Below are 16,359 nucleotides of genomic sequence, written 5' to 3' on the forward strand. Positions count from 1 at the left end.
CCGGCGGGCGTGGTGCCGCCGTAGACGAACCCCCGCCTTGCGAGGAAGGCGAGCAGCCGCTGCTTGGCGGTCGCCAGGCGCGCGGTCGCCCCGTCGTAGGCGCCGGCGAGGTCCCTGATGCCTTCGACCTCGGGGGAGGGGACCCATACGGGGGAGATGTCGTGGGCGAGTATCGCCTTGGCCATCCTGGCGGCGTCGTTCCTGTCGTTCTTGGAGGCCGAGTCGGCGGCCGACCTGGGGATCTTCGAGACCGCGGCGACGACGCACTCGACGCCGAGCCCGGCGAGCTCCCTTTGCGGGGCGAAGCCGAGGTAGCCGCTCTCGTAGGCCGCGAGCGACGGCCCGGGGAACCCATCCATCCACCCGGCGATCTCGCCCCAGGGGTTGCCGGGGAACCTCCTCGTCACGGCCTCGCCGGTGTCCGCGTCGAGGGCGCAGACGGTGGTCGACCTCAGGTGGACGTCCATCCCGAACGCGGTAGAATACTTTGGCATGGGAGCCTCCCAACCTCGTTGCGGCGCGGCTGCGCCTATGGCACTTCGACATCATTGTCGCAGCCCCGACCCGCGGTCACGAGCGGGGGCTCCTGTCTTTTTAGTGCCCTCGGATTGGGTCATAGTGTCTGTCTAAGCTCGGTATCGATCGCGGTATTTGCAAGAGTATGATCTCGTGTGGTCTGCCACTCGGTTTTCAATCGGCTGCCTATTCGATCTCGAACGTGCTGATCCAGGTGTCGGTTAATTCGTTTGGCGCCGATGTCACGACTGCTTGGGGTCTATCTGGGCGCCTGGATGGCATTATCTGGATGGTGACCGAGGCGCTCGGCGTATCGATCACTACGTTCTCGGCGCAGAACTTTGGCGCGCGCAACTACGAGCGCATGCGCAAGGGCTACCATACGTCGCTCGTGCTGTCGTTTATGCTCATTGGTGGCCTGTCTGCCGTGCTGCTGGTGTTTTCGGGCCCGCTGTCGCGTTTGTTTGTCGACGATGCTTCGATTTCGGCGTACACCACGACCATCCTCCATTTCATTGCGCCGTTCTATGCGATTTTCTCGATTATCGAGAACGCCTCGGGCTCCATTCGCGGCGCCGGCGTGAGCTTGCAGCCCATGCTGCTCACGATTTTTGGCACTGTCGTGCTCAGGGTGATCTGGGTGTTTGCGATTATGCCGTTCGATCCGTCGCTTGAGCACCTGCTGTTGGTTTACCCCGTAACCTGGCTCATCACCGCAACCATGTTCACCATCTACCACCACAGCGGCAACTGGCTAGGCCGCGCCACCGTCTAGCCAGCACTTGGCACTTGGGGACGTCCCCTTTCTGCCGGCATATAGGGACGTTCCTTTTCTGCCGGCACTTTGGGACACTCCTTGTAAGGCTGTTTCGTCGTTTTTCGGAGAATCTGCCTGGCTTGCCCTGTAAACTGTCAGCACGGGCTTAGCTAATTAGATCGTCCGCGCCTATCAGATGTTGCCCGGTGGGTTTGTGATGGGAGGGCGATGTGCCAAGAACAGGTCGAGTCGTTTCGCTGACGGGCTATAACCACATTATCGCACGTGGTAATGGTGGCATCTGCATCTTTGAAGACGACGAAGATCGATATCGGATCCTTACGTTGTTCGAGGATAAGCTAGTTGGGAATGGTATCGGCGTTATCGCGTGGTGTCTCATGTCGAATCATTTTCATCTTATGGTTGATGATCCTCATGGGAAGATATCTTCGTGTATGAGCGGCGTTCTTACGTCGTATGCGATGTATTTCAATCGCAAAACCGACCGAGTTGGGCATTTATTCCAAGATAGATTTACTAATATTCCGGTCGAGAATGATGCGCAGGCAATTTCACTTGCGGACTATATTCATATGAATCCGGTCAAGGCGGGCGTTTCGGCCGCCGACAATTATCGTTGGTCCAGTTATCGGGCTTATGCTTATGGCTACGATTCGTTTGGGTTTTGCGACCCTGGCATTGTTCTGGATCTTGTGGGTGGCTCGCTTGAGTATCGGCACTATTTTGCCGATCGAATTGACCAGGCTCCCTACGATGCTGAACCTCGACCGCGCATTCTGGACGATGAAGCTCTTGAGGTCGCCAAGGGAATTGCTTTCCCCACAGCTCTTCCTGAGCTTGCAGCCATGAAGCCTTCCGAGCGTAGACCTATTCTCTGCAAAATGAGAAAAGCGGGCCTTACGATAAATCAGATCGTGAGTGTCGTTGGCATTGGTCGTACGTCTGTTGTTTCTGGTACGGCAGGTTGGAATGAAGGATAGATTTCTGGACTGTTGGCAAACAGGAGTGTCCCCAAGTGCCGGCAGAAAGGGAACGTCCCTAAGTGGCGGACTAGTATTCGATGCCTTGGCGGGCTAGGAGGCCTTCGTCGAAGTAGTGTTTGATGGGACGCATTTCGGTGACTAAGTCCGCGAGGTCGGCCAACGGCAGCAGCCCGCGGCCGGTGAGCACGAGTTCCGTGGTGGCGGGCTTTATCGCGATCAGCGCTTCGACATCCTCGCGTGTCACGAAGCCGCGGCGCATAGCCTCGCCGAGTTCGTCCAAAATCAGAACGTCGACCTGTGATATCTGCTCGTGTGCTAGCTCCAGAATCTGTGCCGCGCAGGCCTCGGGCGTGTCGCGGTCGGCTTGTACGATGCGCAGACCCAAACGGGGCGCCGCATCATGCTCGGCGCAGTGCAGTTTCTTGGCAGACTGCAGCCTAAGAACGTCGAGCCCGTAGCCCGTCGCGCGCAGCGCGAGCCCCAGCGCAGCCGTCGTCTTGCCCTTGCCGTCGCCTGTATAGATTTGAACCTTGCCGACTTACAGTGATGCCATCTCTGTCCTTTCGTGCCCGGCGTCGGTTTATCGCCGTCCGGGTTGGGTATTCTAGAAAGCATTATCAACCCCAGTAGATGGAGTTCAAGCAGATGGAGATGGATGACAACAAACGTAGACGGAATATGATCCTCTACGTGCTCATCGCCTTCGTCGTCTACCTCGTGCTCTCGACCGTTCTGTTCCCCAACATCGGTCACACGCAGCAGATTACGAAGACCGATTACTCGACGTTTGTCAAAGCGCTCGATAAGAAGAGCGTCGACAAGGTCGAGTACAACACGGACGATTACTCGATTTATTACACCAAGAAGGGCGAGGACGAGAACATCGCCTACAAGACGACCGGTGTGCCGAATGACGCGGGCTTTACCGATCGCGTGCTTGAGTCTGGCGCTTCGCTGGAGTCGGTCGTTCCCGATAAAAACTCGGATTTGATGACCTACTACCTGCTCACACTCATTCTTCCCATGGCGATTTTCTTCCTCATCGGTTGGTGGCTCAACCGCCGCATGAAGAAGGCTATGGGCGATGACGGCCCGTCGATGAACTTTGGCGGCGGCGGTTTTGGCGGCGGCGGACTGGGTAAGTCCGGCGCGCGCGTGATCGCCTCCAAGGACGTGGGCGTGACCTTTAAGGACGTCGCCGGTCAGGAAGAGGCCAAGGAGTCTCTCAAGGAGGTCGTCGACTTTCTGGAGAAGCCGCAGCGCTACGAGGAGATCGGCGCCAAGCTGCCGCGTGGTGCTCTCCTTGTTGGCCCTCCGGGTACCGGTAAGACCCTGCTTGCCAAGGCTGTTGCCGGCGAGGCCGGTGTTCCGTTCTTTAGCATTTCGGGCTCTGAGTTCGTTGAGATGTTTGTCGGTCGCGGCGCTGCTAAGGTTCGTGACCTGTTTAAGCAGGCCAAGGAAAAGGCACCGTGTATCGTCTTTATCGATGAGATCGATACCATCGGTAAGAAGCGCGATGGCGGCGGCTTTAGCGGCAACGACGAGCGCGAGCAGACGCTCAATCAGTTGCTGACCGAGATGGATGGCTTCGATAACCACAAGGGTATCGTTGTCCTTGCCGCAACCAACCGCCCCGACAGTCTCGATCCCGCTCTACTGCGCCCCGGTCGTTTTGACCGCCGCATCCCCGTCGAGCTGCCCGATCTGACCGGCCGCAAGAACATCCTCGAGCTGCATGCCAAGAGCGTGAAGACCGAGCCGCCGATCGACCTGACCGCGATTGCCCGCGCCACGCCCGGTGCCTCGGGCGCCGACCTGGCCAATATCATCAACGAGGGCGCCCTGCGCGCCGTTCGCGAGGGTCGTAAGCGTGCAACCCAGGACGACTTCGAGGAGTCGGTGGAGGTCGTCATTGCCGGCCAACAGCGTAAGTCCACGGTGCTGTCCGACCACGAGAAGCAGGTCGTTTCTTATCACGAGATCGGCCATGCCATCGTTGCCGCTCGCCAGAAGGGCTCTGCGCCGGTCACGAAGATCACCATCGTGCCGCGCACGAGCGGTGCTCTTGGTTATACCATGCAGGTCGAGGAGGACGAGCGCTTCCTGACGACGCGCCAGGAGGTCTTGGACAAGCTCGCTGTCTATTGCGGTGGCCGCGCAGCCGAGGAGCTCATCTTTGGAGAGATGACGACCGGCGCCGCCAACGACATCGAGCAGGCCACCAAGCTCGCCCGTAATATGGTGACGCGCTTTGGTATGTCCGACGAGTTTGGCATGATGGCGCTCGGTACCGTGCAGAACGCGTATCTCAATCAGGACACGTCGCTCACCTGCGCCCCCGGTACGGCCGAGCGCGTGGACGCGATTGTCGCCAAGCTGATCGAGGATGCGCACGACCGCGCTTTGCAGATTCTGAAGGAGAACAAGTTTAAGCTCCACGAGCTGGCTCGTTATCTGTATAAGAAGGAGACCATCACGGGCGAGGAGTTCATGAACCTCCTCACGCGCGAGAATCCGCTGATGCCCAAGCAGCAGTAAAGCCGCGGCCGAGCCAGTAAACGCCGACGCCCCATTTGAGCAGCTTTCTCAAATGGGGCGTTTTGCTTGAGAGGGATGGAAATGAAGATCGTGGTGAGCGCCTGCTTGATGGGCGAGAGCTGCAAGTATAACGGGCTCGACAACTACCATCGCGAGTTGGTCGAGGCCTGCGAGCGTACAGGGACCGAGGTCCTCTTGGTGTGCCCTGAGGTCTTTGGGGGCCTGCCCACGCCGCGCAAGCCGTCCGAGATTGTGAACGGAGAGGTTCGTACCTGCGAGGGCATATCGGTCGATCGCGAATTTCGCCTAGGCGCCCAACGTGCGCTCGACATGTGCGAGCAGGCGGGTGGGCCGGAAGAGATCGCCGCGTGCATTCTGCAGGACCGTAGTCCCTCGTGCGGCGCGGGCCATATCTACGACGGAACCTTTAACGGCGCCCTCACCGCGGGTAACGGCGTTTTCGTCGACCTGCTCCTGCACCACGGCTACCGTGTGATCCCGGCAAGCGAATTCGACTCGAGCATGTTACGGCAATAAAAAACGCCACAAAGGTGCTTGTCCCCTTTGTGGCGGTTTTGGTCGGTTAGGCCAGGATAGAGTGGCCGTAGGCGTTGGCGGCCTTGATGGCGGCGGCGAACTTTTCGTCGGTGAAGGGCTCGGGGTTTCCTTGCTTCCACTCGTTGGTGGCGTGTGCGAACTCGCACAGGGCCGGGATGTCTGCCTCGGAAAGCCCGACCTGCTCAAGCGTCACGGGCAGGCCCATCTGCTTGTTAAAGGCAGCGTAGCGTTCAAGGTTCTCGGTGTCGCCCGTATAGGCAAACAGGACCAGCACGCCCAGGCTCACGACCTCGCCGTGCAGGTATGTGCCCTCACGCGGAATGCTGCAGGTGGCGTTGTAGAACGCGTGCGCCACGCTCGAGTTGTAGTAGTAATCGTTCTGGTTGGTCAGGTTGGAGACGTAGCCCGTATTGACCACGATATCGAGTGCGATTTGCTTGACGGCCTCGCTCGACAGGTCCTGGCGCACGTCCTCAAGACCCTGGACGCCATAGGTAAACAGCGGCTCGGAGCAGGTGTGGGCAAGCGCCAGGCCAAGACCGGCGGTGTGCTCCAAATTACCGGCGCTCGTTGCGTACTCGACCTCGGGCTGCTTGGACAGGGCATCGCCCACGCCGGCCCAGAAGTACTCCGCCGGAGCCTCGGCGATGATCTTGGGGTTGATGAAGATGTGCGCCGGTCGGTTGGGGTACGAATAGCCCTCGAGCGAGCCGTCGTCGTTGTACACGACGGCAATGGCGGTCGCGGCGGAGCAGTTGGAACAGATCGTCGGGACAGTGAAGACGATCTTCTTGAGCTCGATGGCCGCCGTCTTGACGGTGTCGAGCGCCTTGCCGCCGCCGCAGGCGATAAGAACATCAGCCTCCTGGCAGGCAGGGGAGTTCACGACCTTGGCGATATTGGCACGCGTACTGTTGGTGCCATAGACGCGCGTCTCCAGGGCCTCGACATCGGTACCTTCAAGTGCCGCCTCGATTCCCGGCAGCGCCGCAGCCAGGGCTCGCTTGCCGCCAATGATGGCGACTTTCTTCGCGCCGTACTCCGCCAGTGCAGTTGGCAGCTCGGTAAAGCAATCCTCGCCAACGGTGTAGTCGCTCATTCCAATCGTGCGCATAGCAGCCTTCTTTCGTTCGATAAAGTGCTTTCAGGTATTTTGCTCCTAGAGAAGGGCTGTAATAGCGAGAAATTTCGAACGTATAAAACCAGTGTTGAGGGTTTTTCGCCGGCGCGGAACGTGCTAGCATACTCCGCATAAGCGTTGATGGGGACGAGTAGTCGGCCGTCCGCATGCTACAGAGAGCGGGGAGCGCTGAGAACCCGTGCATGCGACCGATGAAAATCACCCCGGAGCTGCGGTCCCAACGGACGTGCCGCGCAGGTTCGTCTTAGTAGACATCGCCGAGATGGTCGTCGATACAGGCCAGCCGAGTAACGGATGCGAGCGCGCGAATACGCGGGCGAGGGCATCTAAGCTGGGTGGTTAAGCGAAGAGCTTTTGCGGGCGTGCAGCCCGTTTTGTGGCGCTTCGTCCCAGCTTGCAGGGACGGGCGCTTTTTTGGTGCCCATCGGGCGTGCGCGCCCACGACATGAAAGGGGTACCGTGGCAAACGAGTACAAGCAGACGATGAATCTGCCCAAGACCGGTTTTCCCATGCGTGCCGGTCTTTCCAAGTCCGAGCCCAAGCGACTCAAGGACTGGCAGGACAACAAGGTCTACGAGCAGGTTCTGAAGAAGAACGAGGGTCACAAGAAGTTCGTGCTGCACGACGGTCCTCCGTACGCCAACGGCCCGATTCACATCGGCCATGCCATGAACAAGATCTCCAAGGACATGATCAACCGTTACTGGATGATGCAGGGCTATGAGGTTCCCTATGTTCCCGGTTGGGACTGCCATGGCCAGCCGATCGAGCATAAGGTCGAGGAGAAGCTCGGCACCGAGAAGTTCAACCAGACCTCCACGGCTAAGATCCGTGAGCTTTGCAATAAGTTCGCTGTCGAGAACATCGAGCTGCAGAAGGCCGGCTTCCGTCGCCTGGGCGTGCTCGGCGATTGGGACAACCCCTATCTGACGCTCTATCACCAGCATGACGCCGCCGACATCGAGGTTTTCAAGGCCATGTTCGACAAGGGCATGATCTATCGCGGTCACAAGCCCGTTCACTGGTGCAAGCACTGCCATACCGCACTTGCTGAGGCCGAGATTGAGTACTCCGACGAGACGAGCCCGTCCATCTTCGTGCGCTTTGAGATGACCTCCAAGCCCGCCGGCCTCGAGAACTTCGACGGCCCGGTTGACTTTATCATCTGGACGACCACGCCGTGGACCATCCCCTCCGACCAGGCAGTTTCCCTCAAGCCCGGTGCCGCCTACGTCGCCGTTGAGCACGACGGCCGCGCCGAGGTCATGCTCGAGGACCTAGCTCCCAAGTGCTGCGAGGAGTTTGGCTGGGAGTACACCCCGGTTGTGGTCGACGGCAAGCCCTATGTGGTTCCCGCCGAGACCTTCCATCACATTCACTATAAGCAGCCGATCTTTGACGGTGTCGAGGGCGTTGCGCTGTTGGCCGATTACGTCGGTGTCGATGACGGTACCGGTATCGTCCACAACTCGCCCGGTCACGGCGTCGACGACTACTTCGCCTGCCTCAAGGAGGGCATCACCGACATTTGCATGCCGGTCGATGACGACGGCAAGTTCTACACCGGCGAGGAGTTTGGCACCGGCGGCCCCTTCAGCGGCATGGATACCGACGAGGCCAACCCGCACATCATCGAGTTCCTGCGCGAGCGCGGCACCCTGGTCCTCGAGAAGAAGATCACGCACAGCTATCCGCACTGCTGGCGCTGCAAGCACCCGGTGCTCTTCCGTGCTACCGACCAGTGGTTCGTCTCGATGGACAAGACCGGTCTGCGCGAGCAGGCTGGCAAAGAGGTCCGCGAGAACGTCAAGTGGTATCCGGCTCACGCCGCCAACCGCATCGGCGCCATGGTCGAGCAGCGTCCCGACTGGTGCATCAGCCGTCAGCGCAACTGGGGCGTGCCTATCCCCAGCTACACTTGCGCCGACTGCGGCGAGAAGGTCATGAACGACGCCACGCTCGACGCCGTCATCAAGCTCTTCCACGAGAAGGGCTCCGACGCCTGGTTCACCGACGCTCCCGAGAGCTACCTGGGCGAGGCTTGCGTTTGCCCCAAGTGTGGCGGCCATCACCTCAAGGCTGATAAGGACATTCTCGACGTGTGGTGGGACTCCGGCGTGTCTTGGAAGGCCGTCTGCGAGTACCGCCCCGAGCTGGAGTACCCGGCGGATGTGTACCTCGAGGGCTCCGACCAGCACCGCGGTTGGTTCCAGAGCTCGCTGCTCACCTCGGTGGGCGCCAACGGCCACGCTCCGTACAAGGCGGTCGTCTCGCAGGGCTTCACCCTCGACGGCCAGGGCCGTAAGATGTCCAAGTCGCTCGGCAACGTCATCGACCCCAATAAGGTCTGCGACGAGATGGGCGCCGACATCATCCGTCTGTGGGTTGCCTCTGTCGACACCAGCTCCGACGTCTCCATCGACCACGAGATCCTTGCTCGTACGTCCGATGCCTACCGTCGCTTCCGCAACACGCTGCGCTTCCTGCTTTCCGAGCTCGAGGGCCAGTTTGAGCCCGAGACCGACGGCGTCGCCTTTGTCGACCTGCTGCCGCTCGACAAGCTCATGGTTGCCCGCCTGACCCAGGTCCAGGCCGAGGTCGACGATGCCTACGCCAGCTACGAGTTCCCGCGCGCCTACCGTGCGCTCTACGACTTCGTGGTTACCGAGCTTTCCAACGTGTACCTCGACGCCCTGAAGGATCGTCTGTACTGCGATAAGCCCGGTTCGCTTGAGCGCCGCAGTGCCCAGACCGTGCTGGCCGAGCTCTTCTCGATGCTCATGCGCGATCTGCAGCCGATCCTGTCCTACACCGTCGACGAGGCCATGGCCTATGCGCCCGCCGGCTGCGTCGACCACCAGAAGTACGCCGCGCTGCTCGATTGGTACAAGTCGCCCATCACGGTCGATGAGGCCAACGAGTTTGAGGGCGTGCTCGAGGCCTCACTCGAGCTCCGTAGCGCCGTGACCAAGGCCCTTGAGGATGCCCGTTCCGCCGGCACCTTCACTAAGAGCCAGCAGGTCCGCGTCAAGGCGGTCGTTCCCGCCGAGATGTACGCGCTGCTGACCGGTGATAAGGCCGTCGACCTGGCCGAGTTCTACATCGTCTCCGATGTAGAACTGACCCAGGGCGAGGAGCTCTCCGTTGCCATCGAGGCAGCCGAGGGCGAGTGCTGCGACCGTTGCTGGAACTACCGCACCACCGTCGGCGAGTACAACGGCCACGCTCATATCTGCAAGCGTTGTGCGGAGGCTTTGTAGGTTACGGCGTTCGTAGAACGCCGTAACCTACCGACGCTGCAAACGCCCCTAAGCGGCAATCTGACGTTCAATCGTCGGTCGCGTACCAAAGTACGCTTCCCTCCTCTTTCACGTCACCTTGCTCGCTTAGGGACGTTTTCGCTGTTGGCGACGGTAATGCGGCGTTTCTATTGTTTAGTTGTTGGGGACGTTCTTAAACGACTAGTCAAACAAGAACGTCCCCATTGACTACCTGTGTCACATTCAAGCGGCATTCTGTTTTTCGGAATGCCGCTTTCGTTTTTAGCTGGTTATTTCGCTTGCGTTGGTGGATATGTCGTGCGCTCTGCTTGTGGCAATATAAGATGGTTCATTGCGTTAAACGGAATTCGATGTTCTTGAGGGTAGGGGATTTCTTTGGGTCGTGCTGGGGATATGACGCCGCCTTTGCGTTGGCGGTTGGGTGTTGCTGGTGGGGTGGCGCTGGTTGTGCTGCTTGTTGACCAGCTAACCAAGCTTGCGGTCCGTGCCGTGGGCGACGCTTTTCATGTGACCGTCATCCCCGGTGCCATCGACTTTCTGTTTGTCCGCAATATCGGCGCTGCCTTTAGCATGGGCGAGGGGCATGGCATCGCGTTTGCCGTGCTGGCGCTGGCGGTCATTGTCGCTATTGCCGTGTACCTCGTTCGTGCACCCCAGCTCGCCCATCTTGAGGTTGTGGGCATGGCGATGGTTGCGGGCGGTGCTATCGGCAACGCTATCGATCGTTTGGCCTTTGGCTTCGTGACCGATTTTATTGCCACCACCTTCATCGACTTTCCCGTCTTCAATGTGGCCGATATCGGCATTACGGTCGGTGTTGTGCTGGCGCTTATCGGTTACATGTTCTTGAGTCCCGCTGCTCGCGAGGTCGATGCGACTGCTGAGCTCAATGCCCGTGATGAGGCCCGCGCTAAGCGCAAAGCCAAGCAGCGTGGGGAGCGTGCCCGCAAGATTCGCGAAAGGAATGAGCGTTAATGGCCGACATCCATATTCTTGTTGCCGACGATTGCTCTGGCCAGCGTCTCGACGCCTTTCTGGGTGCCAACGACGGCTGCCCCACGCGCTCTGCCTGCGCGCATCTGATCGAGGGCGGCGCCGTAATCGTGAACGGCGGGACCTGCCTATCAAAAAAATATGCTGTGCGCTCCGGTGACCGCATCTCGGTCGACCTGCCCGAGCCGCATGATCCCACTGATGTGATTCCCGAGGCCATCCCCCTCGATATCCGTTACGAGGACGACTACCTCATCGTGCTCTCCAAGCAGCGCGGCCTGGTGTGCCATCCCGCCCATGGCCACGAGAGCGGCACGCTTGCGAACGCTCTGGTCTACCACTGCGGCATTGACCATCTGGGTACCGTGCAGGGTGAGGACCGCCCCGGCATCGTGCATCGTTTAGATCGCGATACCTCGGGCCTCATGCTTGCGGCAAAAGACGACGACACGCAGCGCGCGCTCCAAAATCTCATTCGCACGCGCACGCTCGATCGTCGCTATATCACGCTCGTTCACGGACATATCGCTATGGATGAGGGCACCATTAACACCGGCATTGCCCGTTCTACGCGTGACCGTGTCAAGATGGCGGTTTCGGACGATCCTTTCGCGCGCCAGGCCATTACGACCTTTAAGGTCCTCGAGCGCTTCGATTCCACGCGTTTTGACGACGGCTATACGCTCGTCGAGTGCCACCTGTTTACGGGCCGCACACATCAGATTCGCGTGCATATGCGCCATATCAACCACGCCTGCGTGGGCGATCCGCTCTACGGCAAGTGCGATGCACGCGCCGATCAGGGTCTGACCAGGCAATTCCTTCATTCCTGGCGTGTTGCATTCGACCATCCCGTGACGGGGGAGCGCATTGAGTGCCGCGACGAGCTACCGTGGGATCTCGCCGCGGTTCTTGACGACCTGGCCCCGCGCTCGCTTGGCCGCACCGCTGCCGGCGACGAAATCGTTCCGCAGCTCGGTCTGCTCGAAGCCTAGCCAGTATTAGGTGGTTTCTTGAACTCGGTAAGCCTGCGGTAAGATATACGGTTGTTTACGTAACGCGTTCTCGGGAGCCTGCATGCTCGACTTTTTACAAACCAACACACCCATCGTGATCTTCAACCTGATTGTTGTCATGCTGCTCACGGTCTGCTTTCTGTACCAGGTGGTCTTCTTTGTCATTGGCGCTCTTCGTGGCGAGGTCGCGCCTCCCAAGGCCAAAAAACTTCACCGCTATGCCTTCTTCATTGCTGCGCATAACGAGGAAGCCGTAATTGCCAATCTCGTACGCTCCATCAAGGACCAGGACTATCCGTCCGAGCTTATCGAGGTCTTTGTCGTTGCCGACGCCTGCACCGACAACACCGCGCAGCTCGCACGCGAGGCCGGTGCCATTGTTTACGAGCGCAATGACCTGGCCCGAAAGGGCAAGAGCTGGGTCATGGACTTTGGTTTCGATCGCATTCTCAACGAGTATCCCGACACGTTTGAGGGCTACTTTATCTTCGATGCCGATAACGTCATCTCCCGCGATTACGTCTCCAAGATGAACGATGCCTTTGACCAGGGCTTCCATGTGGTCACGAGCTATCGTAACTCCAAGAATTTTGGCAGCTCGTGGATCTCGGCAGCTAATGCTACCTGGTATTTGCGCGAGGCGCGCTTCCTTAACAATGCGCGTAATATCTGTAAGACGTCTTGCGCCGTCTCGGGTTCGGGCTACCTCATCTCCGCCAGTGTTATTGAGGGCATGCACGGCTGGCAGTTCCACACGCTGACCGAGGACATTCAGTTCACTACGTTCTGCGCTATTCACGGTATTCGCATTGCCTATGCGCCTGCGGAGTTCTTTGACGAACAACCCGTGACGTTTAAGGCGTCCTGGAAACAGCGCATGCGTTGGACCAAGGGCTTCTACCAGGTGTTCTTTACTTACGGTAAGCACCTGGTCAAGTCGACCTTCCGCTACCATCGCTTTGCCGCCTACGACATGTTCATGACGATCGCCCCGGGTATGCTGCTGTCGCTCATCTCGATGCTCGCTAATGCGACGTTCTTGATTGTGGGTGGCCTTTCGCATGGTTTCTTGGCTACCGAAGTCGAGATGCAGGCGTGCGCCGCTTCGCTCATTATGACCTTCGCCATGATGTATCAGACGTTCTTTATCCAGGCGCTGCTCACGACTATCTTTGAGTACAAGCACATTCACTGCGCGCAAAAGTGGCGTCTGGTGACTAACCTGTTTACCTTCCCGATCTTTATGTTCAGCTATATCCCCATCACGGTGGCCGCGCTGTTCCTGAAGGTCGACTGGGTTCCTACCCAGCATGCCGTAAACGTCACCCTCGACGAGGTCATGCAAGGCGCCAAATAACCACCACCAAAACCACCGCAAAGGGGACAGTGCACCTTTGTGGTGGTTTTTGCTTTTGCGATGCAGCTTGAGGAGGTGCACGATGTTTTATATTCCGTTTTGGATTTGCATCTTTGCCGGCGCGGCGATTGATGCCCGTCAGCGACGTTTTCCCAATGAGCTTGCCGGTGCGTGTGCGGTGACGGCGTTAGTGGGCGTTTGGCTCGACAAAGGCGTTAACACGGCGCTTGACCACGCAGGTCTTGCCGTCATCGTGTATCTTGCTCTCGTGCTGACTGAGTCCTTCTGGCGTCGTCTTCGCCAAACCCCGGGCATCGGCATGGGAGATGCTAAGGCACTTTTCGCGCTTTGCACGCTCGACCCTATGGGTGGCATCGTGGCATTTGCCGTCGCGCTCCTGGCCCTGGCCCTCTCCTGCCTCATCACGAAATCGCGCTCCCTGCCATTGCTCCCGTTTTTGGTGCCGATTTTTGCCATAATCGAGGTTGTGGGCTGCACTTTGTAACCGATTGCGCATCCTTCTTAAGGAGCATGCCATGGCAACTAATCAAGAAACGGCCGTCATTAAGGCGCGCATGGACCGTATTCCCTCGGCGTTGTCGTCCGAACTTGTCGAGCGCATTGCCGCCGATCGTGCTTCGGGCTATGTCAACCCGTATCGTTGCAACGACGATCAGGTCATTCGTCGTATTGATCGCGCCGCCGACAAAGGTACGCTTATGCGTCCGGCGTTTATGCGCGATACCGAAAAGATACTTCATCTTCCGGCGTACACCCGTTATGCAGGCAAAACGCAGGTCTTTAGCTTCCGTAGCAATGACGATCTGTCACGCCGCGGTTTGCACGTGCAGCTCGTCTCCCGCATTGCGCGCGATATCGGTCGCGCCCTGGGGCTCAATTGCGATCTGATCGAGGCGATTGGCCTGGGTCACGACTTGGGACACACGCCTTTCGGCCATGCCGGCGAGCGTTTCCTCAACGATATCTATCATGAGCGTACGGGGCGTTATTTTTTCCATAACGTGCAGTCGGTCCGCGTGCTCGACACACTGTACGGCCGCAACGTGTCGCTCCAGACGCTCGACGGCGTGCTATGCCATAACGGCGAGTACGAGCAGCGTGTGTTTGAGCTCTCGGACATGAGCTCCTTTGACCAGTTTGACCAGACGGTTGAGGATTGCATTGCCATGGGCTATAGCGCAATTGGGCATCTGCGTCCCATGACGCTCGAGGGCTGCGTCGTTCGCATCTCGGATATTCTTGCCTACGTCGGTCGTGACCGTCAGGATGCGATCGCGGCGGGCCTGCTGTCACCCGACGCTTTTGATGATGGCCGGGGCGGTGCCTACAACAGTTGGATCCTCACGCATGCCTCCATCGATATCGTTGAGCACAGCTATGGTAAGCCGCGCATCGAGATGAGCGAGGACCTGTTTGAGGAAATCCGCCGAGCCAAGCGCGAGAACTACGAGAAGATCTATAGCAAGGGCGGTATCGAAGGCGATTCCGAGGTGGAGCTGCGCGAGGCGTTCGAAAAGCTCTACGACCGTTGCCTGCGGGATCTAAACAGTGGTGACGAGTCCTCGTACATCTTTAAGCACCATATTTCGCGCATTGAGCAGCAGCTTTCCTACTACGATCGCACCTATGCCTGGCAGGACGACAAGGATCAAGCCGTGGTGGATTATATCGCGAGCATGACGGACGGTTATTTCTGCGAACTGACGAGCAAGCTGTTCCCCGGTCTGGAGTTTCCGCACCGTACCTATATTAACGAACGGTAGTTCGTATATATTCGGTATACTGTTAGTGGAAAACGTTTTTGATTGATACACGGGATGGCTATGGACGACCTTTTTTCTGCTTCGACGCGCGAGCGTTCCTTTCAGAATGCGCCGCTTGCGGTGCGTATGCGCCCCAATTCGCTCGACGAGTATGTGGGCCAGCAAAAGGCCGTCGGTAAGGGCTCATGGTTGCGTGCCGCGATCGAACACGACGTGCTTTCCAGTGTGATTTTGTATGGGCCGGCCGGTACGGGTAAGACGACGCTGGCCCATATTATCGCCAACCATACTAAGAGCGAGTTTGTCGAGGTCAGCGCTGTGACGGGCACCGTGAAGGACTTGCGCCGCGTGATTGATGAGGCCAAGACGCGCCTGAATACCTACGACCGCCGCACCATTCTATTCATCGATGAGATTCACCGCTTCTCTAAGTCGCAGCAGGATGCCCTGCTGCATGCAGTTGAGAACCGTACCGTCATTATGATTGGCGCCACGACGGAGAATCCGTACTTCGAGGTCAACTCGGCGTTGCTCTCGCGTGGTCGCGTGGTGGAGCTCGAGCACTTAAAGGACGAGGATATCGCGACGCTCATCGAGCGTGCGCTCGAGGCACCGCAGGGTCTAAACGGTATGTTCTCGGCCGATGAGGATACGGTCAAGTCCATCTGCACGCTGGCAGCGGGTGACGCTCGCTCGGCGCTCACGACGCTCGAGCTTGCGAGCGAGATTGCCGTCACGCGTCCCGATACCGAGGGAACGCCAGCGCCCGCGGCGGGGGAGCGCTATCCCATCACCGTGGATGACGTGAAGATCGCCAACCCGCGTCGCGGCTTTACATACGACAAAAACGGTGACATGCACTACGACATCATCAGTGCGTTTATTAAGTCTATGCGCGGTAGTGACCCCGATGCCACGATCTATTGGCTCGCGCGCATGATCGATGCCGGGGAGGATCCTAAGTTTATCGCTCGCCGTATTATGATTCACGCTTCTGAGGATGTTGGCAACGCCGACCCGCAGGCGCTTTTGGTGGCGCATGCCGCGTTTAAATCTGCTGAAGTTATTGGCTATCCTGAATGTCGCATTAACCTTGCACAAGCTGCGCTCTATGTGTGCTTGGCGCCCAAGTCCAATGCGTGCGAGGCCTCGATCGATGCGGCGCTAGCCGATATCCATTCTAGTGGGCTTCGCGAGGTGCCGAGTTATCTGCGCGATCGCCATCGCCCGGGCAGCGATGAATACGGTGTGTATAAGTATCCGCACGATTATCCCGAAGGCTGGGTCGACCAGCGCTATTTGCCCGAAGGCTTGGAACGCGGTGCATTTTGGCAGCCTGCCGGCCGCGGTTGGGAAGAATGGCGCGTAGAGCAAAGTGAACGCGACCGCAGCGGGAATGCACCGAAGTAGCTG

General features: G+C 58.7%; 14 protein-coding genes. 11 read left to right on the plus strand and 3 right to left on the minus strand.

Translation table 11 applies throughout. From position 1 onward, the window contains the following. The coding region (locus tag ACESUZ_RS05235) for an IS110 family transposase (protein ID WP_373198856.1) at positions 1-494 on the minus strand (494 nt) is incomplete at its 3' end. 167 nt (positions 495-661) lie between these two features. On the opposite strand from ACESUZ_RS05235, the gene ACESUZ_RS05240 reads away from it, so the two are divergent. Continuing rightward, positions 662-1,291 (plus strand): MATE family efflux transporter, encoded by a 630-nt coding sequence (locus ACESUZ_RS05240; RefSeq protein WP_373198857.1) that lies wholly within the window; start codon positions 662-664, stop codon positions 1,289-1,291. A 212-nt stretch (positions 1,292-1,503) separates the two neighbouring features. Continuing rightward, on the plus strand, positions 1,504-2,274 hold the full coding sequence (locus ACESUZ_RS05245) for a transposase (protein ID WP_373198859.1): 771 nt from the start codon (positions 1,504-1,506) through the stop codon (positions 2,272-2,274). A gap of 70 nt (positions 2,275-2,344) precedes the next feature. Here ACESUZ_RS05245 and ACESUZ_RS05250 read toward each other — a convergent pair whose 3' ends face one another. Further along, entirely contained in the window at positions 2,345-2,800 is a 456-nt protein-coding gene (locus ACESUZ_RS05250; RefSeq protein WP_373198936.1) for a cob(I)yrinic acid a,c-diamide adenosyltransferase, read from the minus strand. Between the two features lie 122 nt (positions 2,801-2,922). On the opposite strand from ACESUZ_RS05250, the gene ftsH reads away from it, so the two are divergent. Continuing rightward, complete coding sequence (gene ftsH, locus ACESUZ_RS05255) at positions 2,923-4,815, plus strand: ATP-dependent zinc metalloprotease FtsH (protein ID WP_373198938.1); 1,893 nt, start codon at positions 2,923-2,925, stop codon at positions 4,813-4,815. Between the two features lie 75 nt (positions 4,816-4,890). Next, positions 4,891-5,352 carry a 2-thiouracil desulfurase family protein gene (locus ACESUZ_RS05260; RefSeq protein WP_373198861.1) on the plus strand — a complete coding sequence of 154 codons (462 nt, stop codon included), beginning with the start codon at positions 4,891-4,893 and terminating at the stop codon, positions 5,350-5,352. Between the two features lie 46 nt (positions 5,353-5,398). Here ACESUZ_RS05260 and ACESUZ_RS05265 read toward each other — a convergent pair whose 3' ends face one another. After that, positions 5,399-6,487, minus strand: a complete 1,089-nt coding sequence (locus tag ACESUZ_RS05265; protein ID WP_373198862.1) for an iron-containing alcohol dehydrogenase family protein — start codon at positions 6,485-6,487, stop codon at positions 5,399-5,401. Between the two features lie 510 nt (positions 6,488-6,997). Here ACESUZ_RS05265 and ileS point away from each other — a divergent pair. The 7 genes from ileS (at position 6,998) to ACESUZ_RS05300 (ending at position 16,356) form a co-directional block, all read left to right on the plus strand. Further along, positions 6,998-9,775 (plus strand): isoleucine--tRNA ligase, encoded by a 2,778-nt coding sequence (gene ileS / locus ACESUZ_RS05270; protein ID WP_373198940.1) that lies wholly within the window; start codon positions 6,998-7,000, stop codon positions 9,773-9,775. A 456-nt stretch (positions 9,776-10,231) separates the two neighbouring features. Next, positions 10,232-10,771: a signal peptidase II gene (lspA, locus tag ACESUZ_RS05275; RefSeq protein ID WP_373198864.1), complete on the plus strand. Its 540-nt coding sequence runs from the start codon at positions 10,232-10,234 to the stop codon at positions 10,769-10,771. Next, positions 10,771-11,784 (plus strand): RluA family pseudouridine synthase, encoded by a 1,014-nt coding sequence (locus ACESUZ_RS05280; protein WP_373198866.1) that lies wholly within the window; start codon positions 10,771-10,773, stop codon positions 11,782-11,784. Before lspA ends, ACESUZ_RS05280 begins: the two co-directional genes overlap by 1 nt. A gap of 82 nt (positions 11,785-11,866) precedes the next feature. Beyond that, a complete protein-coding gene (locus ACESUZ_RS05285) occupies positions 11,867-13,162 on the plus strand; it encodes a glycosyltransferase family 2 protein (protein ID WP_373198867.1) in 1,296 nt (431 codons plus the stop codon). 82 nt (positions 13,163-13,244) lie between these two features. Continuing rightward, a complete protein-coding gene (locus tag ACESUZ_RS05290) occupies positions 13,245-13,667 on the plus strand; it encodes a prepilin peptidase (RefSeq protein WP_161160181.1) in 423 nt (140 codons plus the stop codon). 31 nt (positions 13,668-13,698) lie between these two features. After that, positions 13,699-14,946: a deoxyguanosinetriphosphate triphosphohydrolase family protein gene (locus tag ACESUZ_RS05295; protein ID WP_373198869.1), complete on the plus strand. Its 1,248-nt coding sequence runs from the start codon at positions 13,699-13,701 to the stop codon at positions 14,944-14,946. 60 nt (positions 14,947-15,006) lie between these two features. Next, positions 15,007-16,356 (plus strand): replication-associated recombination protein A, encoded by a 1,350-nt coding sequence (locus ACESUZ_RS05300; RefSeq protein WP_373198871.1) that lies wholly within the window; start codon positions 15,007-15,009, stop codon positions 16,354-16,356. Positions 16,357-16,359: the final 3 nt, after the last annotated feature.

The organism is Collinsella aerofaciens ATCC 25986 (assembly GCF_964239575.1).
Lineage (GTDB): Bacteria > Actinomycetota > Coriobacteriia > Coriobacteriales > Coriobacteriaceae > Collinsella > Collinsella aerofaciens_BQ.